At 59.7% G+C, this 18,111-nt stretch carries 15 protein-coding genes and 1 pseudogene; 8 read left to right on the forward strand and 8 right to left on the reverse strand.

Features of this window, described 5'->3' with window-relative positions; translation table 11 throughout:
* Positions 1-139: 139 nt before the first annotated feature.
* Positions 140-475 (reverse strand): annotated as a pseudogene (locus BN1128_RS24665) (transposase); the annotation flags it as partial.
* A gap of 238 nt (positions 476-713) precedes the next feature.
* On the opposite strand from BN1128_RS24665, the gene BN1128_RS25890 reads away from it, so the two are divergent.
* A complete protein-coding gene (locus tag BN1128_RS25890; RefSeq protein ID WP_042869374.1) occupies positions 714-2,576 on the forward strand; it encodes a GGDEF domain-containing protein in 1,863 nt (620 codons plus the stop codon).
* A 301-nt stretch (positions 2,577-2,877) separates the two neighbouring features.
* Positions 2,878-4,464, forward strand: a complete 1,587-nt coding sequence (gene prfC / locus BN1128_RS12635; RefSeq protein ID WP_042869211.1) for a peptide chain release factor 3 — start codon at positions 2,878-2,880, stop codon at positions 4,462-4,464.
* A 123-nt stretch (positions 4,465-4,587) separates the two neighbouring features.
* On the opposite strand, the gene BN1128_RS24670 is transcribed toward prfC, so the two are convergent.
* Complete coding sequence (locus tag BN1128_RS24670) at positions 4,588-5,520, reverse strand: bifunctional helix-turn-helix transcriptional regulator/GNAT family N-acetyltransferase (RefSeq protein ID WP_042869213.1); 933 nt, start codon at positions 5,518-5,520, stop codon at positions 4,588-4,590.
* Positions 5,521-5,725: 205 nt separating this feature from the next.
* A complete protein-coding gene (locus tag BN1128_RS12645) occupies positions 5,726-6,763 on the reverse strand; it encodes an alkene reductase (RefSeq protein WP_042869215.1) in 1,038 nt (345 codons plus the stop codon).
* A 187-nt stretch (positions 6,764-6,950) separates the two neighbouring features.
* Here BN1128_RS12645 and BN1128_RS12650 point away from each other — a divergent pair, with 187 nt between their 5' ends.
* The gene (locus BN1128_RS12650; protein ID WP_042869217.1) at positions 6,951-7,517 is read left to right on the forward strand and encodes a TetR/AcrR family transcriptional regulator; all 567 of its coding nucleotides are present in this window, start codon (positions 6,951-6,953) and stop codon (positions 7,515-7,517) included.
* 72 nt (positions 7,518-7,589) lie between these two features.
* Here the strand turns inward: BN1128_RS12650 and BN1128_RS12655 are convergent, their stop codons facing one another.
* Positions 7,590-8,543, reverse strand: coding sequence for a LysR family transcriptional regulator (locus BN1128_RS12655; protein ID WP_042869219.1), 954 nt, complete (start codon positions 8,541-8,543; stop codon positions 7,590-7,592).
* 197 nt (positions 8,544-8,740) lie between these two features.
* Between BN1128_RS12655 and aguA the strand changes: the two genes are divergently transcribed.
* Together aguA and BN1128_RS12665 are read left to right on the forward strand one after the other, a co-directional pair.
* Positions 8,741-9,838 carry an agmatine deiminase gene (gene aguA / locus BN1128_RS12660; RefSeq protein ID WP_042869221.1) on the forward strand — a complete coding sequence of 366 codons (1,098 nt, stop codon included), beginning with the start codon at positions 8,741-8,743 and terminating at the stop codon, positions 9,836-9,838.
* A 265-nt stretch (positions 9,839-10,103) separates the two neighbouring features.
* Positions 10,104-11,807 (forward strand): amidase, encoded by a 1,704-nt coding sequence (locus BN1128_RS12665; protein ID WP_042869223.1) that lies wholly within the window; start codon positions 10,104-10,106, stop codon positions 11,805-11,807.
* A gap of 78 nt (positions 11,808-11,885) precedes the next feature.
* Here the strand turns inward: BN1128_RS12665 and BN1128_RS12670 are convergent, their stop codons facing one another.
* Complete coding sequence (locus BN1128_RS12670) at positions 11,886-12,350, reverse strand: CesT family type III secretion system chaperone (protein ID WP_244464589.1); 465 nt, start codon at positions 12,348-12,350, stop codon at positions 11,886-11,888.
* Between the two features lie 109 nt (positions 12,351-12,459).
* Positions 12,460-13,368, reverse strand: coding sequence for a hypothetical protein (locus BN1128_RS12675; protein WP_209428562.1), 909 nt, complete (start codon positions 13,366-13,368; stop codon positions 12,460-12,462).
* Positions 13,369-13,779: 411 nt separating this feature from the next.
* Here BN1128_RS12675 and BN1128_RS12680 point away from each other — a divergent pair, with 411 nt between their 5' ends.
* Positions 13,780-14,172 (forward strand): Mor transcription activator family protein, encoded by a 393-nt coding sequence (locus tag BN1128_RS12680; protein WP_017409075.1) that lies wholly within the window; start codon positions 13,780-13,782, stop codon positions 14,170-14,172.
* Between the two features lie 165 nt (positions 14,173-14,337).
* Here the strand turns inward: BN1128_RS12680 and BN1128_RS12685 are convergent, their stop codons facing one another.
* Positions 14,338-14,700, reverse strand: coding sequence for a hypothetical protein (locus BN1128_RS12685; protein WP_042869229.1), 363 nt, complete (start codon positions 14,698-14,700; stop codon positions 14,338-14,340).
* A gap of 52 nt (positions 14,701-14,752) precedes the next feature.
* Positions 14,753-15,361 (reverse strand): hypothetical protein, encoded by a 609-nt coding sequence (locus BN1128_RS12690; RefSeq protein ID WP_042869231.1) that lies wholly within the window; start codon positions 15,359-15,361, stop codon positions 14,753-14,755.
* 486 nt (positions 15,362-15,847) lie between these two features.
* On the opposite strand from BN1128_RS12690, the gene cphA reads away from it, so the two are divergent.
* Both cphA and BN1128_RS12700 read left to right on the forward strand, forming a co-directional pair.
* Complete coding sequence (gene cphA / locus BN1128_RS12695) at positions 15,848-16,612, forward strand: CphA family subclass B2 metallo-beta-lactamase (protein WP_082030409.1); 765 nt, start codon at positions 15,848-15,850, stop codon at positions 16,610-16,612.
* Between the two features lie 224 nt (positions 16,613-16,836).
* On the forward strand, positions 16,837-18,108 hold the full coding sequence (locus tag BN1128_RS12700; protein ID WP_042869235.1) for a membrane protein: 1,272 nt from the start codon (positions 16,837-16,839) through the stop codon (positions 18,106-18,108).
* Positions 18,109-18,111 lie beyond the last annotated feature (3 nt).

Here is an 18,111-nt window from a genome sequence, read left to right on the forward strand (position 1 = left end):
GAATCAACAGATTGAAATTACAATAATTAAAGTTCATTAGCAATGTTAAATGTTTCAAATAAATGCTGAGATTGGTCAACATTGGCGTTGATTCCAAAATAAGCCATCAAGTCATCACTGCCTCAGCCCGAAGTGACCCCTACACACGGGTTTTTCTGACAGGCAGGCCAAGGGCGTTCAGTTTGTTTATCGCGCTCACATATGCCATTACTGCTCCCACTTGGTCGTTGTAGTTACGCAGACTGATTTTTCCTGCCATCAACTATTTAAACCGGCACATCGCTGTCTCCGCCCGTGAACGACGGTGATACCCCTGCACGTGTTTCCTGTGAGCCAGTCCCTCTTTGCGCATCACCAACACAGCCTCATTTCTCGGATGTTCCTTTTCCCATAACCCCTCATTCTTGCGAGGTGGGATACAGGCTGTTCCTCCTTTGCGCGTTATCAGCTGATGGCTGGCTTTACTGTCATAGGCGGCCTGCAGCTCTTCGTGTGTCATGAAGGCACTCTTCCCTGTGATGAATGCCGCCTATAGTCGACGCTGATTTTCCTCCTGTAAAGGGGATGAGATCGGCAGTGTGAGGGCCAGCCTGAACCGGTGGTTTTTCTCTCCCTCACTCTGGTTGCTGTGCCCATCGGCAAGGAGAGATATGATGGGACATCCGAGTGCCAGCACCATCGAATGGGGAAACCGAACCGGCATGAAACGCATCATGACCTTGATCCTGCTGACCAGCCTGTGTGGCGCCCCCGCGTGGGCGGCCAGGGTGCCGCTCGTCGAGCCGCAACTGTCCCGAGAGTTGCAACTGCTGGAGGAGGGATTCCAGCCCGACCGCATGTTCCGCTTGCGCATCGCCGCCCTGGTGGCGAGTCGTGCCGCTTACCCGCCCGAGGTGCAGGGCCGCATAGTCAGGCTGCAGTGCTGGGCCATGACTGCCGAGCGGGACAGCGAATATCGCGCCGTGGTGGCCTTTGCCGACAAGGAGCTGGCCCTCGCCCGTGAGCGCAAGGACAGGATCACCGAGAGCGGCCTGCTCACCTGTCGCGGTTTTTATCAGCAGATGCTGGGCAACATGGATCAGGCCAAAGCCGATTACGATCAGGCGCTGCTGCTGGCGCGCAGGCTGGGCGATCGGGGGCAGGAGGCCGACATCCTCAGCTACCGTGGCGACATGAAAGCCTATCAGGGGGAGCTGGCCGAGGGGCTGATGGAGCTCATCGATGCACACAAGCGCTTCGAGGCGCTGGGGCAGGATGGCAAGGCGCGGGAGGTGTTGTCCCAGATCGCCAACGCCTACCGGCGCATGGGGCTCTATGCGCGGGCCGAAGGTTACTTTCAGGAGCTGGAGCGCGACTACAGCACCCTGGGGGATCAGGAGCGGCTGGTGGACATTCGCTCCCAGCAGGGGTTGCTCTATGCCGAGATGGGGGAGTTCGACCGCGCTCTGCCGCTGATGATGCAGGCCGAGCAGCTCTATCATTCGCAGCACAAGGAGGGCTTGCTGGCCTGGATCCAGATCGAAATGGCCACCATCCTGATCAACCAGGGCAAGGTGGTCGAGGCCATGGCCAGACTGCAGCAGGCCGATGTCATACTGCGCAGCCGCGAGGATGTCGACAGCGTGACCCTGGGCCACTGGCAACTGGTGATGGGTATGGCGGAAGACGCGCTGGGCCATCCGACCCAGGCGCTCTACTACCTGACGCACGCCGAACCCATCTTTGCCAGGGAGAAAAACCAGCGCTTCCTGGCGCGAGTCTACGAGGTGCGGGCCCGCATTCTCGAGCAGCAGGGCCAGGTCAACGCGGCCCTGGCCAGTCTCAAGCTTTACGTGCAGACCCGGCACGCCCTCGAGCTGGTGCTCAGGGAGCAGCGCTCCCTGCAGATGCGCTTCGAGTTCGATCTGGCCCGCAAGGAGCTGGAGAACCAGGCCCTCAAGACCAAGCAGCTGTTGCAGGAGGCCAAGCTCAAGCAACTGCAGGAGCGGCGGCAATGGCAATACGTGGTGGTGATCCTGCTGCTGGTAGTGATGGGCATGCTGGCGCTGTACCAGTTCAACCGTTCCCGCAAGCTGCGCCAGCTCGCCATGACAGATGACCTCACCGGCATCCACAACCGCCGCCAGATCCAGGCCCAGGGACAGGCCTGGTTCAAGCAGGCGAGAGAGCAGGGCAAGTCCCTGTGCGTGCTGATCCTGGACATAGACCACTTCAAGCAGGTCAACGACAGGCTGGGCCACCACATGGGGGATCTGGTGCTGGCGGCCGTCGCCAGGTGCATAGCCGCCCAGTTGCGTACTCTGGACAGGGTGGGGCGCAATGGTGGCGAGGAGTTTCTGGTACTGTTGCCCGACACCTGCATGGCGGAGGCGGTCGAAGTGGCGGAGCGTATCCGCCATCGGATTTCCCAGCTGCGCATCGAGGGGATGCCAGAGGGGCATCCGGTGCACGTCAGCATAGGCTGTGCTCAATACAGCCCCCTCGACGACAGCCTGGGGGATCTGATCCAGCGAGCCGACGAGGCCATGTACAGGGCCAAGCAGGCCGGCCGCAATCGGGTGATGCTGGCCGAGTAGGGGCCCCCGGCGCCCTTCGCGAACGGCCCTAAGCCGGGCTGGGTATTTTTCACTCGCGCGGGTATAATGTCGCGCAATTTTGCTTTGACTCAGGCGAGAAGACCCATGTAATGCAACCCGCTTCCCCTGTCCCACCCGGTTGGCCTCGATGCCCGCCCGCGTGGCGTTAGTTGCATGCAGTCCTGTGTATGCCGGCGGACCCGAGGCCGCATACATGCAAATGTGCCGTGAGTCGAATGCGGCATCCCGGATTTATTCCCACGGTGGCCAAGGCCATCGCTCAATAGAAGAACGTTGAACTATGTCAGCTGAATTTCTGAGTGAAGTCTCCAAGAGACGCACTTTTGCGATCATCTCGCACCCGGATGCGGGTAAAACCACCATCACCGAAAAAGTCCTGCTGTTCGGACAGGCCATTCAGCGCGCCGGTACCGTCAAGGGCCGTGGCTCAGGCCAGCATGCCAAATCCGACTGGATGGAGATGGAGAAGCAGCGTGGTATCTCAATCACCACCTCTGTGATGCAGTTCCCCTATGCCGATTGTCTGGTCAACTTGCTCGATACCCCGGGTCACGAGGACTTCTCTGAAGATACCTACCGTACTCTTACCGCCGTGGATTGTTGCCTGATGGTCATCGACGCCGCCAAGGGTGTTGAAGACCGGACCCGCAAGCTGATGGAAGTCACCCGGCTGCGCGATACCCCCATCCTCACCTTCATGAACAAGCTGGACCGCGAAGTGCGCGATCCCATGGAAGTGATGGACGAGGTGGAACGCGAGCTGAAGATCATGTGTGCCCCCATCACCTGGCCCATCGGCTGCGGCAAATCCTTCAAGGGTGTCTATCACCTCTACAAGGATGAGACCTACCTGTATCAGACCGGTCAGGGCCACACCATCCAGGAGAAGCGGGTGGTCAAGGGCCTGCACAACCCGGATCTGGATGCCGCCATCGGCGAGGATCTGGCAGCCCAGCTGCGTGGTGAACTGGAACTGGTGCAGGGCGCCTCGCCCGAGTTCGATCACGAGGCCTTCATCGCCGGCGACATGACCCCGGTCTTCTTCGGTACTGCGCTTGGCAACTTTGGCGTCGACCACATGCTGGATGGCCTGACCGACTGGGCGCCTGCGCCTATGCCGCGCAAGGCCGAGAGCCGTCTGGTCGAGGCGACCGAGGAGAAATTCTCCGGCTTCGTGTTCAAGATCCAGGCAAACATGGATCCGAAACACCGCGACCGTATCGCCTTCATGCGCGTGGTGTCCGGCACTTACAGCAAGGGCATGAAGATGCGCCATGTGCGCATCGGCAAGGACGTGAACATCTCAGACGCCGTCACTTTCATGGCCGGTGATCGGGAGCAGGCTATCGAGGCCGTTGCCGGTGACATCATAGGTCTGCACAACCACGGCACCATCCAGATAGGTGACACCTTCACCCAGGGTGAGGATCTCAAGTTCACCGGCATCCCGAACTTCGCGCCCGAGCTGTTCCGCCGCATCCGCCTGCGCGACCCGCTCAAGCAGAAGCAGCTGCTCAAGGGGCTGGTCCAGCTCTCCGAAGAGGGCGCTGTGCAGGTGTTCCGTCCGCTTATCAGCAACGATCTTATCGTCGGTGCGGTCGGTGTGCTGCAGTTTGACGTGGTGGTGTCGCGTCTGAAGAGCGAATACAACGTCGAGGCCCTGTACGAGGCGGTCAACGTCTCCACCGCCCGCTGGGTGGAAGGGACCGACGTCAAGAAGTTCGAGGAGTTCAAGCGCAAGAACGAGCTGAACCTGGCGCTGGATGGCGGTGACAACCTCACCTACATAGCCCCGACCATGGTCAACCTGCGTCTGTCTCAGGAACGTCATCCGGACGTTCACTTCCGTCAGACTCGCGAACACTGATCACAGCGTGTTTGTCTGCAGGCGCGCGATATCTGCAGGTTGATGACATAAGAGACCCCGCTTCGGCGGGGTCTTTTTTGTTGGCGGCTTGTGGTGCCCGGTCTGAACCGGATTCATCGATTGCTAGGATGCTGAGGGGCTTCGGGTGAGCGACAGCATCATGCAGATCTCGCAGGCATCGTGGCCGGTGCAGCCGAGCGGCCCTGGCAGGTGCTCGAAGCCGATGGATTCGTAGAGCGTGGTCGCCTCGCGCAACACCTCGGTGGTTTCCAGATAGCAGCGCTGGTAACCCAGGGTTGTCGCCTCGTCCAGTGCCTGCAGCACCAGCCGTCGACCCAGCCCCAACCCGCGCAGGGAGGGCATGAAGTACATCTTCTGCAGCTCGCAGACCTGATCCTCTTCCCCCGCCAGCGGCGCTATGCCGCCACCGCCGAGGATGGTGCCATCAGGTCCTTCGATCACCCAATAGCGGCTCTTCTCCCCTTGGTAGGTCTCGTGCAGCCGATCGAGGTCAGGGTCGGCCACCCCGTAGCCCTTGTCGGCGGTGAGGCCGTATTCGGCGGAGACGGCGCGCACCACGGCGGCGATATGGGGGTTGTCGGCGGCTGTGATGGGACGGATGCGGTAGCCCTGCTGACGGCGGGCGCGGGAGAGGGCGCTGCGGTAGAGACGCAGACCGGCCCACAGCTGCTCGCGTTCGCTCAGGGTGAGCTGGGCCAGGGTCTCTTCCATGGCGTTGTCCATCTCCTGATGCAGATCCAGCAGTTGGGCCTGGCCGGCGATGGTGAGGCGCGCCTCTTTGCTGCGGCCATCGGACGGATGGGGGTGCCAGCTGATGAGCTCGCGCTCGGCGAGTCGCGCCAGCGGGCGGCTGGCATTGGATTTGTCGATGCGCAGCCGCTCTGCCAGCTGCTGGTTGGTGGCAGGGCCGTTCTCCAGTTCGATCAGCAGATGGGCTTCGAGCGGGGTAAGCGCCAGCTCGCCGCACTGCTGGGAGAGCATGCCGAGTTCGCGAACCAGATCGCGCGACAGGGCGCGCAGGGGACGGGGATCCATATCAGGGCTTCCTATTTGGTTGTCTTCAACAACCAATATAGCCAACTAGTTGTCACTAGCAACCTTTTTATGGGGGGTGAGTAGTGGATCATGAGGCGGACAAGGAGAGGCCGGACATAAAAAAGGGCCCGAAAGGGGCCCAAACATTGGAAACCCGCGCCCGGGGGCGCGGATCCCATCCTTGGTTGGTCATGAACCGGCGTGTTTACACCAGCTCTGTCAGCATGGCGTCGGCATAAGGGGTCAGTGCCTCGCCCTTCTGCACTTTGGCGAGATAGTCCGGGTTGGCGATCAGCGGGCGGCCGATGGCGACGAGGTCGAACCGGTTGGCCTTGATGGCATCCAGGGCGGTGTCGGCGCTGTAGTTGCCGACTCCCACCAGATGGCCGTCGTAGTGGGCGCGCAGGTAGTCGGAGGCGCGGCCATCCAGATAGTCAAAGGTGAGGCTGTCATCGAAGATGCCCAGATGCACATAGGCCAGGGCGCGCTGGTTCAGCTCGGCCAGCAGATAATCGAACACGGCGCGATCCCGCTTGTCACCTTCCAGATGCACATAGGCACCGGGGGAGAGACGCAGTCCCACTCGATCTGCCCCGATGCGGGCGTTGACCGCATCCACCACTTCCAGTGCGAAGCGGCTCATGTTTTCCGGGCTGCCGCCGTACTGGTCGCTGCGCAGGTTGCTCGAATGGTGCAGGAACTGATCGATGAGGTAGCCGTTGGCGCCGTGGATCTCCACCCCGTCAAAACCAGCTTCAATGGCGTTGGCGGCGGCCTGGGCATAATCCTCGGCCAGCTGGCCTATCTCGGCCACTGTCAGGGGACGGGGCACCTGATACTCCAGCTCGCGCATGCGCGGTACCGTGCCCTCATGGGCGACGGCAGACGGTGCCAGCACTTCGCCATGATGGAAGAAGGGGTGGGAGAGGCGACCCACGTGCCACAGCTGGGCGAAGATCTTGCCGCCATTGGCGTGCACGGCGCTGGTGACTTTTTTCCAGCCTGCGATCTGCTCCGGGCTGTAGAGTCCGGGGGTATTGGGATAGCCCTGGCCGTCCGGACGAATGATGGTGGCTTCGGAGATGATGAGACCGATGTCGGCACGACGGGCGTAATAGGCGGCCATCTGTTCGGTGGGCACCAGGCCCGGGCCGGCCATGCAACGGGTGAGCGGTGCCATCATGAAGCGATTCGCGAGGGTGAGAGTGTCGTTGAGGCGATAGGGCTGAAACAGGGTATTCATGATCATCTGTCCTGAGGGAGTGATTCTTGAATGTGCATTCAAGACGTTTTTTGTTTTGTGTGCAAGTCTTTTTTGAACGAGCATTCAACATGGGTTGGTCTTGCCTGCCCGCTGGGGTAAACTTGCCGCCCTTTTTGTTCCCCCTCATCGGCTCTGCGCCGGTGATCGCTTTTTCAACGGAGAAACCATGCGCAGCGCCGAGTTCAACCGGGACGACGTCTTGCGAAATGCCATGGAGGCATTTCGGGCCAAGGGTTACGCCAAGACCACCATGCAGGAGCTGGTGGCGGCGACCGGGTTGCATCCGGGCAGCCTCTACGCTGCGTTTGGCAACAAGCGCGGCCTGCTGCTGGCGGCGGTCGATCACTATGTGCAGGAAAAAAGCGCGCTGCGCCGTGGCTTCTTTGCCGGCCAGAGCCCGCTGGCGGGGGTACAGGCTTACCTCAGCCAGATAGTGAACGATGCCCTGTGCGGCACCTGTCTGGTGACGCGCACCCTGATGGAGCTGGCGGAGCAGGACGAAGAGCTGCACCTGCGGCTCAAGGCCATCTATGCCGAGCTGGACGCCGATCTGGCGCAGATCCTGAGTCTCGCCCAGCAGCGCGGCGAGCTGATGGCCGACCGCGACATCCCGACTCTGACCGCCTTCCTGCTGATCAACATTCAGGGTCTGGTCACCTTTGCCCAGTGTCGCCCCGACCACGCCCTGCTCGATGGCGTCGTCACCCAGCTGATGACGGCCCTGCGGGCATGATGACAGGCAGATAAACAACAGTGGCTCCCGCGGGAGCCACTGTTGTTTCTGGGGATGCTGATCGCAGCGGGCTTACCTGGGGCCAACCAGCTCTTTCATCAGATCCTTGAGCCATACCAATGCGGGCTGTTGCGCATGCACGGGGTGCCAGACGCAGTTGAGGTGATAGTCGGGCACGTCCGCAGGCAATGGCAGGCTTTTCAGCGGCCAGTGGTTGGCGAGCAGTTCGGCCACCATGCTGGGCAGCACCAAGAGGTGATCGCTCTGGCTGACGATGGCGGCGGCGGACATATAGCTCTGGCTGTTGACCGAGATGGTGCGGCTGAAGCCCAGCGTCTGCAGATAGCGGTCCAGGCTCGCCTCCGAGGTGCCAAGCGGCGAGTGAAACACGTGGGGCATGGCGATCAGCTGCTGTAAGGTGATGCGCTCCATCCACTGGGAGGGGTCATCTTCGGCCCCGGCGGGGGCGGATGTGGCAATCGGCAGATCGGCACGCACCAGCCCGGCCAGCGGCTCGGTGAGCCAGGTCTCCTTGCCCAGATACCCCGGCACCTGCATGTATTCGTCAAAGCCCAGCACCAGATCGATCTCGCCGCTCGCCAACTCCGCCTCCGGCAGGGTGTCGCGCAGTATGCGGATCTCTATGGTGATGCCGGGTGCCAGCCGTCTGAGCCGTTGAATGAGCGGCGGGATCAGCACGCACTCCACATAATCCGTGGTGCAGAGCACGAAGCGCCGCTTCGACTGGCTCGGTTCGAACACCTCTTCGTCAGATAGCTGTTGCTCCAGCAGCCGCAGCGCCTGCTGCACCCCCAGATGCAGCCGCTGGGCGCGCGGGGTCGGCAGCATCCCCTGCGGGGTGCGCACCAGCAGCGGGTCGCCAAAGAAGGTGCGCAGCCGACCGAGGGCGTGGCTCATAGCGGGCTGGCTGATAAAGAGCGTCTCGGCGGCGCGGGTGACGCTGCCCTGTGTCATCAGGGCGTCAAAGGCGAGCAGCAGATTGAGGTCGAGCTGGTGCAGTTTCATGGTGGGATCATTTGCCGTACTTATGGGACAATCCATCCTATTCATTTGATGGATGGGTGCGCAACTTCTTACACTGCGGGCCACGCTTATTTTTTCCAGGGGGCGCCCGTCCGGCACGCGGCCGGGGCCCGCCCGTTTCCCCCATTACCGGCCCCGTGAGGCGTGCATCGCCATCACAGGCCCGCAAGGATATTGCGATGAGCATCAAGACCATTAATTCCACGCCGGCCGCCGACGGTTTCACCATGCCCGCCGAGTGGGCGCACCAGCAGGCCGTCTGGATGATCTGGCCGTTTCGCCCGGACAACTGGCGTGAAGCCGGTCGCTTCGCCCAGCCCACCTTTGCCAAGGTAGCCGATGCCATCGGCGGCGCTACCCCGGTCTTTATGGGGGTGCCAGCCCAGTTTATGGAGCAGGCCCGCGCCATCATGCCCGCTCACGTGACCCTGGTCGAAATGGCCAGCGATGACTGCTGGGCTCGCGACACAGGCCCGACTATCGTCACCAACGCTGCCGGCGAGTGCCGTGGAGTAGATTGGGGCTTCAACGCCTGGGGCGGCCACAAGGGTGGTCTCTACTACCCGTGGAATCAGGATGAGGAAGTGGCGGCCCAGATGCTGGCCCAGCATGGCATGGCTCGTTACGACGCGCCGCTCATTCTGGAAGGGGGCTCCATCCACGTCGATGGCGAAGGCACCTGCCTGACCAGCGCCGAGTGCCTGCTCAACGAAAACCGCAACCCGCACCTGAGCAAAGAGCAGATCGAAGCGCACTTGCGCGACTATCTGGGCGTCACCAGCTTTATCTGGCTGGACGAAGGCGTCTACATGGACGAAACCGACGGCCACATCGACAACATGTGCTGCTTCGTGCGTCCGGGTGAAGTTGCCCTGCACTGGACTGACGACCAGAACGATCCCCAGTACGCCCGCTCCGTGGCCGCCCTCAAGGTGCTGGAAGCGGCGGTGGACGCCAAGGGTCGCAAGCTGAAAGTGTGGAAGCTGCCCCAGCCGGGCCCGCTGTTCTGCACCGAAGAGGAGTCTGCCGGTGTCGAGAGCGGCAGCGGTGTACCGCGCGAGGCAGAAGGCCGTCTGGCCGGTTCCTATGTGAACTTCCTCATCACCAACGATCGCATCGTCTACCCGCTGCTGGATGCCGCCACCGATGGCGAAGCCCAGTGCATTCTGGAAGAGATCTTCCCGGATCATACCGTAGTCGGCGTGCCGGCCCGCGAGATCCTGCTGGGCGGTGGCAATATCCACTGCATTACCCAGCAAATCCCCTCTGGCAAGTAAGAACCGGATGACGATCCTGCTGCGAGGCCGTGATCAAGGCTTATGTGCTGCTCGGAAGCCTCACGTATGTTTATACGCTCCGGTTCCTGCGCTGCTCTTCACCTTGCTGACGGCCTCTCGCGACGGGTCGTAAACCGGTTTACGCCAGCAGTGGTTGGTATTCAAAACCCCACTCCGTGGGGTTTTATCTCTTGATGGTGTGATGGTCGCAGGCGCTGATGCGGCGATCATCATGACAAACAGTCACCCTTTACAGGAGATCAACATGATCGAAGTGACCGAGGTTTCCATTGCCGAGCTGCGTGCCGCGCTCGAAGCAGGCCGCACCACAGCGGTCGAACTGGTCAAGGCTTATCTGGCCCGTATCGAGGTCTACAACGGCCCCGAGAGTGCCACCAAACTCAACGCCGTGGTGGTACCCAATCCCGATGCGCTGAAAGAGGCCGAGGCTTCCGATGCCCGCCGCGCCCGTGGTGAAACCCTGAGCCCGCTGGACGGTATCCCCTACACCGCCAAAGACAGTTATCTGGTCAAGGGGCTGACTGCCGCTTCCGGCAGCCCGGCCTTCAAGGATCTGGTGGCCCAGCGCGATGCCTTTACCGTTGAGCGGCTGCGCGCCGCCGGAGCCATCTGCCTAGGCAAAACCAATATGCCGCCGATGGCCAATGGCGGCATGCAGCGCGGCGTCTATGGCCGTGCCGAAAGCCCCTACAATGCCGACTACCTGACAGCGCCGTTTGCCTCCGGCTCCTCCAACGGTGCCGGTACTGCCACCACCGCCAGCTTCTCCGCCTTTGGTCTGGCCGAAGAGACCTGGTCGAGCGGCCGTGGCCCAGCTTCCAACAACGGTCTGTGTGCCTACACCCCGTCCCGTGGCGTCATCTCGGTGCGCGGCAACTGGCCGCTGACCCCGACCATGGACGTGGTGGTGCCTTATGCTCGTACCATGGCCGATCTGCTGGAAGTGCTGGATGTGGTGGTCGCCGACGATAGCGACACCCGTGGCGATCTGTGGCGCATGCAGCCCTGGGTGCAACTGCCCAAGGCCTCTGAAGTGCGTCCGGCTTCCTATCTGGATCTGGCTGCCAAGGCCGATGTCCTCAAGGGCAAGCGCCTCGGCGTGCCGCGCATGTTTATCAACAAGGATGAACTGGCTGGCACCAGCGAGAACCCCGGCATCGGCGGCCCGACCGGTCAGCGCATTCATACCCGTCCGACCGTGATTGCCCTGTGGGAGCAGGCCCGTCAGGCGCTGGAAGCCGTTGGCGCGATCGTTGTCGAAGTGGACTTCCCGCTGGTTTCCAACTGCGAAGGGGACAGACCCGGCGCGCCGACCGTGTTCAATCGCGGCATCGTGAGCCCGGAGTTTCTCAACGACGAGCTGTGGGAGCTCTCCGGCTGGGCGTTCGACGACTTCCTGCGCGCCAACGGCGACCCCAAGTTGAACAAGCTGGCCGATGTCGATGGGCCGAAGATCTTCCCCCACGATCCGGGCACATTGCCGAACCGCGAGGGCGATCTGGCGGCGGGCATGGACGAGTACGTCAAGATGGCCAAGCGCGGCATCAAGCGCTTTGACGAGATCCCCACAGTGCCGGACGGTCTGCGTGGGCTGGAGCAGACCCGCAAGCTGGATCTGGAAGATTGGATGGACGGGCTCAAGCTCGATGCCGTGCTGTTCCCGACCGTCGCCGATGTCGGCCCGGCTGATGCGGATGTGAATCCGGCTTCCGCCGATATCGCCTGGAGCAACGGCATCTGGGTCGCCAACGGCAACCTCGCCATTCGCCATCTCGGCGTGCCGACCGTCACAGTCCCCATGGGGGTGATGGCCGATATTGGCATGCCAGTGGGGCTGACCTTCGCCGGTCGCGCCTATGACGACAACAAGCTGCTGCGCTTTGCCTCGGCCTTCGAGTCCACCGGCAGCAAGCGTATAGTGCCGCCACGGACGCCGCCGCTGGCCTGATTGTTGTTAGATCAGGAACAAAGAGGGAGGGAGGCATCATGCCTCCCTCTTTTATTGTCCATTTTCTGGCTTTGGCCATCATACCCGGATGTTCTGGCCTGCGCCCATCTCGCTCTTTGTCATATGCGGGGTCTGCCCCTCTTGGGACAAGCTGGCCTCCCACTCGTGAGCCTTCTCCAGCAGTTCGGCGAGGCTCTCCCTGATCTGCTGCGGGCGATAGTTCCCCAGCGCGATCTGGGAGAAAAACGATACCCGCTCGGTGCCGGGATAGATGCCGACTCCGTAGCCATGGCGCAAGGGGGCGAGGGCATGCTCGCCAAAGCGCAGGAACAACTCGCGAGACAGACGCTCGGGAAGATCGCTCGCCGTGGTCACCGAGAGCACTAGCGCAATCTCGTCGGGTTGAGCGACGAGATTGACCACAAAGGGGGCAGTCGCCTCCTCTGCTGCTCGCTGGATCTCGAACGTGCAGACGCCGTTTTCATCGAAGGCCAGCGGTTCGACCGACAGCTCGGCCACGATTTTCTGATAGATATCCAACACAACACTCCAGTCCGGTTGCCCGGTCATCTTCGAAGGGGCAGGGCAAGATCACAAAGAGATGGCCCCGCCACCGAGCGGGCAGGGCCGTCATCCATATTCACCACAAGGGTCACACCTTGATATTGAGTGCTCTGCCCTCTTCCAGCTCGAACACCTTGACACTGCTCACCGGGTTGTCGTTAAAGCGCACGCTTTTCTTCATCTTGGCGGAGACGTTCTCCCCGTCCGATGAGCCAATGCGCTCTTCGACCTGCGGTGAGGTTTCGTTGGCGCGGGTGTTTTCCTCGGTCAGGGCGTCCAGCTCGGCGCTGGCTCTTTGCTCAAACAGCTGGATAAAGCTGCGATTGAACTCGGCATTGACCTTGGTGTTGAACACCTCCGACTCCTGGCTCTGCACCTTTAATGCCTCTTGCAATGCCTTGGGATCGTTGCTCAGCGAGGCGAACAGTGTATTGGTCTGCTCGATGGCACGGGAACTCAGCAGGCCGAAGATGGCGTCTCTCCCGTTGATAAAACTGGAGAAGTGCTCCATGGCAAATTCCCGAGAGGAATCGCTCATGGCCTCAAGACCCAGCCGATTCTTGTTTGAGTCGGTAACATCCGCCAGAGTCGCGGTCTTGGGATCGCTGCCCGGTTTCAGATATTGGGCATCGTTTTTGAACTCGCTGATGGGCTGGTTAAAGGCTTGATGCACAATCTTCTTGATCTGGCCAAGTTCGGTCAGCTGCCGCTGCACCTCGGACTGAATTTGAGTGGCCCGGGTGGTGAGCGCACTCTCCCCCTTGGTGGCGGCTCTGCTAAAGAAATCGACCACCGCATTCTTGATGCGGCCCAGAGTGCTTAAATGGGCCAAGTCCCGCTGTACGGAGACATCCCCACTCTTGCCGATATGGATGCTGTACTCCTTGCCTTCACCCAGATGAAGGGCAAGCTTCTGATTGCTGCCGGGATTGACGTTGGCGAGCTGCAGGCTGTCGATAGCCTTCAACATAACCGGTGTAGCTCCATGAATAGCCATGACGTTGGTTCCTTATCTCACTACAAGCGATACATCTGGTCTGTATCATACCCGTCAGTAAAAACGCCGTTTATTAGCCATGGTTGCACTATTTTAGTTTGGGGTTGGCTTGCGCTGGCGGTCTGTGAGAGGACAACAACTTGCTGTGTTGCCTCAGCTTTGAGTCCACCGGCAGCAAGCGCAGGGTACCGCCACGCACGCCGCCGTTGGGTTGATTGCCATTTGCCTGGGTTAGGCTGGTGATAATGAAAACAAAACCACCCGCTTTGCGGGTGGTTTTTTATTGTCAGTTCTGGGGAGTGAGAGAGCCGAAAAGGGGGCTGGCGCGCTTGGCCTGAATGATTTCCCCATCGATTGTCACATTTCAACGTGATGTCATTTGGGTTCTCAAATGACACAAGGAATGAGGCAATGAAATACCATGGAGAGTGCATTTTGGCCGATGCGTTGGCCTATATCGATGTCACCAGACTGCCCGGGCAGTTGCAGGAACTTATCGATATTATGGGACTGGAGGAGGCGTATATGTTCACGCAATCCTTTGGAGGGCAGTGCAAATATATCCCTAAATCACCCAAGCACCATGCTGCGTATTGCAGTGAGGTGGCGATGGGGCGATTATGTAACGCCTTGGGGGGACTAAGCATAGAGGTGCCTCTGGCCAAGCATATCGATAGACAATTGCGCAACCGAGAGATCATGGTTCAGTCGGAGAGTGGTAAATCGCGCACTCAGCTCGCCAAAGAGTTCGATCTGGGGACTCGCCAAGTTGCCAATATCAAGCGAAAGATGAGAGAGCAATAATTCGCGGTATCAGCCATAAGCGGGGCGGGCAAGGCCCTGCTTTTATCAACCGAGAAACATGGACGGGCTATGGCCCTGCGTATAACGGCTATCGAATCGGCCTATGTGAGATGCTTGGATTGTCAGGCGAGAATAAAAATGCCCGGGTCTCCCCGGGCGAAGATATTATAAGGTGATGGACGCTTTATATTTGAAGTCACCCGCCGGTTGGCCGTAGAAATTCAGCTTGTAACTGGTGGCTGTCTTATGCTCGCCCATGGCAATAATATGGTGGTTGCCACCATCGTCGTAGTAGAAGAGGCTGACGCTCTTCTGTACGTTGCCGGACGATGCATGCAGCACAGCATGGCCGTTATATTGATAAGCGCCGGTCGCCTTACCCTTACCTCCCATCACGTCGTTCAAACACTGCTTCAGGTTGGCGTGGAGATTTTTCTCCAGATAATCACTCAGATACTGTTCGGCTTCGCGCTGGTCCATGGGATCCAGTGCATGGCCGTTACCATCGATAATAATGATGTCTTTCACCTTGTGCTCCTTGGTTGTGTAGAGGCGGCGGTATGAACCCGCCGCCCAATACTCAGGCTGTTGTGATGGCCCAAGAGTTGTCTTGTTTCAGGGTTGCAACCATCTCGTAGATGTTGGGCCCGAACTTGATCTCAACCGCATCAGTGATCTGCTCGATATCCAGGATCTCTCCTTGCTGGAAGTCGCCAAATACAATCCAGTAAGAGGGGTGGGGGACAAACTCCAGATGCAGGTTCGGCTGGGTCGCCTTGACGAAGGTACCCGCTTTGCTCATGCCGATACCGACAGCGGCCTGCTTGAGAGGCACATTGGCGCTCTCGTCGATATAGAGAGAACCTGATTGGCCGCTAAAGGAGGTTGGCGAGAAAAAGTAACCGCCGTTGTAATCCAGGGTAATGGTGTTGGCCGTGGTCAGATCGGCGGCTATCTCCTCTCCCCCTTCGAAGATGATGCCGGGTTTGATCTCGCCGGTATCGGACCAGACAAAGGAGTAATCAATTTCCCATTTGAAGATCTCGTGTACGTTTGGATTAACAAACTTACTGAACCAGGCGAGGGAGAAAATATTCTGGGCTCGTTGATCCGGCAGCTGCTGAAACAGCGCCACATTCCCTGAGTTAGTGGATCTGTTGACAAACTTAACGCTGTATTGATTGGACATGGTATTTTCCTTGGTTATGAGGCCCATTATTAGGCCCAAGTTCAATTTCCCATGTCGTTACCGATTAAATAATCGGGAAGATATTCAGGTGAGTGTTTTTAAGTGATAAGTGTTTATCAGAGCCGTAGGTTAGAATAGCTAAGCGTATTCTGACGATCGCGAATAGGTCGTGGCCGAGAGGTTGCTGAAATACAGGGGGCCGCCAGTATTGCTATGACGCGGTATGCGGACGATTACGCTGCGCTAATTGTCCCTGCATCAAGGCGCTGATTGACTGCTTCGACCATTTCCCTCTCACTGCCAACCGCCATCTTTGTCGTGGTTCACTGCCGATTTCCCCTGATTTTTCCAGACTTTCCCCAGACTTCACCTTCTCTTCACACAAGCCCATTTTCCCTTCACAAATCCCCCGTATTTTCTGCCCACTGATAAATGGGCCCGGCTTGCCACAGGGGTGGCGAGGGGCAGTTGTATCGAGGGAGCAAGATGATGAAAGGTTGGATGAAATGCGGGCTGGCCGGTGCCCTGGTGCTGATGGCGAGTTTCTGGGGCGGCAGCGTGCATGCGGCAGCGATCTCCCTCACTCAGGTGAGCGGCCCGGTCTATGTGGTGGAGGACAACTACTACGTCAAAGAGAACTCCATGGTCTATTTCGGGGCCAAGGGGGTGACGGTAGTGGGGGCGACCTGGACGCCGGATACCGCCCGCGAGCTGCACAAGTTGATCAAGCGGGTCAGCAGCAAGCCCGTGCTGGAGGTGATCAACACCAACTACCACACCGACCGGGCGGGCGGTAACGCCTACTGGAAGTCCATCGGGGCCAAGGTGGTGGCGACTCGCCATACCCGGGATCTGATGAAGAGCGACTGGGCCGAGATTGTCGCCTTTACCCGCAAGGGGCTGCCGGAGTACCCGGATCTGCCGCTGGTGCTGCCAAACGTGGTGCACGATGGCGATTTCACCCTGCAAGAGGGTAAGGTGCGCGCCTTCTACCTGGGCCCGGCCCATACGCCGGACGGCATCTTTGTCTACTTCCCCGACCAGCAGGTGCTCTATGGCAACTGCATCCTCAAGGAGAAGCTGGGCAACCTGAGTTTTGCCGATGTGAAGGCGTATCCGCAGACGCTGGAGAGACTCAAGGCCATGAAGCTGCCCATCAAGATTGTGGTCGGCGGTCACGACTCGCCGCTGCACGGGCCCGAGCTGATTGATCACTACCAGTCGCTGATCAAGGCCGCCCCGCAGGCATAGAGAGCCAGGGCGCAGAGATAACAAGAGACGCCTCACTCTTGACAGGTGCTGGCCAGAGAACACGCCTGAACGGGCGTTTTCCTGTTTTCAGCGCACCGGATTTTCTGTGGCTGATTTCCGAATCTTGCCGGCCGGCAGCCGGCCCCCGGCATTAAGGCTGTTCAAGCCGGGTGCGCTTTCATAAGATGGATTCCTCTCTGGCCAGCCATTAACAAGCAATTGATATGCAATATAAATCCCTCGAGCGGCTGAAGCAGGCCTTTGTCACCGGCATGTGGGCCTCGCTAGTCAGCATCGTCATCGGCTTCGCCTTCAAGGTGTGGCTGGCACAGTGGGTGGCCAAGGGAGATCTGGCGCTGTTCAACAGCGTGGTGGATCTCATCTCCCTCTCCCTTATCCTGATGACCGGCTTTCGTTCCTCCATGGTGGTGAGCTACTCCCAGACCAAGAACGACAGAGACATCATCAATATCTTCCGCTACTTCCTCATCGGCATAGTGCTGCTCACCTGGGGGCTGGTGATCCCCTATATCAAGCACGGGCTCCATATCCGGGTGGAGTATCTGCAACTGGTGGGCGTTATCTTCGGGCTGGGGCTCAAGGTCTATTTCACCAATCTGGTGGCCATGTACCGCATGTATGACATTTCCAACAAGGTCACCTGGCTGGAGCCGCTCGCCAATGCCCTGCTGTTTATGGCCTGCTATTTCGGGCTGGGGATGGATGCACTCTCGTCGCTCTTCTACGGGCTGACCTCCTCTTCGCTGGGCATTGCCCTCTATATGTATCTTTATCGCCGCCGGGCCATCGCCACCCGGCCGCTGGCCAAAGTCGAACTCGGCCCCGAGATGCGCAGCTATGTGAAGAAGAGCTTTACCGCGTCCCTCGAGGCGGGGGCCAGTATCCTGATGATTTACATTACCGTGCTGCTCACCATACGCCACTTCAGCCTCGACGAGCTGGGGGATTTCCAGGTGGTGGTGCGCCCCATCTTCACCTATATGACGCTGCTGTTTGTCTTCCCCATCTACCGCTTCGTGCTGCCGGAGCTGGCGGTCAATCTGCGCAACGGCGATCACCGCCAGATCAGGATGATCCGCCGCTGGATCTTCCGCCTCTCCGCCATCGTCAGTCTGGTGTTCTTTGTGCTGATGCTGCTGGCGGGCAAGCCGCTGGTGTTGCTGCTGTTCCCCGTCGACTATGTGGGCGCCGTGCCCGTGCTGTTCCACTTTTCCATCTTCTTCATCTTCATGATGCTCAACGGCTATCAGCTTGCCTATATCAAGGCCCACGGCCACTTTACCCAGAGTCTGCTGATCCGGCTGGCGGGTATAGTGGCGCTGGTGGCGGCCTACTATCTGGTGGCCGAGTTCACTACCAATGTGGTAGCCATTATCGTGGCGCTGGGGCTTGGCTATATGGTGATGTTTATTCTCTCCACCCTGGCGGAGCGGCGGATCCTGAAATCCCTGCCACTGGTGCTGGCGACCCGCTAGGTG

This window comes from Aeromonas piscicola, assembly GCF_000820005.1.
Classification (GTDB): domain Bacteria; phylum Pseudomonadota; class Gammaproteobacteria; order Enterobacterales; family Aeromonadaceae; genus Aeromonas; species Aeromonas piscicola.

What these genes read in the sequence shown, in the direction of transcription:
- cphA (WP_082030409.1), top strand. Translation starts at nt 15,848, where the DNA reads ATGATGAAAGGTTGGATGAAATGCGGGCTGGCCGGTGCCCTGGTGCTG.
- aguA (WP_042869221.1), top strand. Translation starts at nt 8,741, where the DNA reads ATGAGCATCAAGACCATTAATTCCACGCCGGCCGCCGACGGTTTCACC.
- BN1128_RS12665 (WP_042869223.1), top strand. Translation starts at nt 10,104, where the DNA reads ATGATCGAAGTGACCGAGGTTTCCATTGCCGAGCTGCGTGCCGCGCTC.
- BN1128_RS12645 (WP_042869215.1), bottom strand. Translation starts at nt 6,763, where the DNA reads ATGAATACCCTGTTTCAGCCCTATCGCCTCAACGACACTCTCACCCTC.
- prfC (WP_042869211.1), top strand. Translation starts at nt 2,878, where the DNA reads ATGTCAGCTGAATTTCTGAGTGAAGTCTCCAAGAGACGCACTTTTGCG.
- BN1128_RS12655 (WP_042869219.1), bottom strand. Translation starts at nt 8,543, where the DNA reads ATGAAACTGCACCAGCTCGACCTCAATCTGCTGCTCGCCTTTGACGCC.
- BN1128_RS25890 (WP_042869374.1), top strand. Translation starts at nt 714, where the DNA reads ATGACCTTGATCCTGCTGACCAGCCTGTGTGGCGCCCCCGCGTGGGCG.
- BN1128_RS12680 (WP_017409075.1), top strand. Translation starts at nt 13,780, where the DNA reads ATGAAATACCATGGAGAGTGCATTTTGGCCGATGCGTTGGCCTATATC.
- BN1128_RS12650 (WP_042869217.1), top strand. Translation starts at nt 6,951, where the DNA reads ATGCGCAGCGCCGAGTTCAACCGGGACGACGTCTTGCGAAATGCCATG.
- BN1128_RS24670 (WP_042869213.1), bottom strand. Translation starts at nt 5,520, where the DNA reads ATGGATCCCCGTCCCCTGCGCGCCCTGTCGCGCGATCTGGTTCGCGAA.
- BN1128_RS12700 (WP_042869235.1), top strand. Translation starts at nt 16,837, where the DNA reads ATGCAATATAAATCCCTCGAGCGGCTGAAGCAGGCCTTTGTCACCGGC.
- BN1128_RS12690 (WP_042869231.1), bottom strand. Translation starts at nt 15,361, where the DNA reads ATGTCCAATCAATACAGCGTTAAGTTTGTCAACAGATCCACTAACTCA.
- BN1128_RS12675 (WP_209428562.1), bottom strand. Translation starts at nt 13,368, where the DNA reads ATGGCTATTCATGGAGCTACACCGGTTATGTTGAAGGCTATCGACAGC.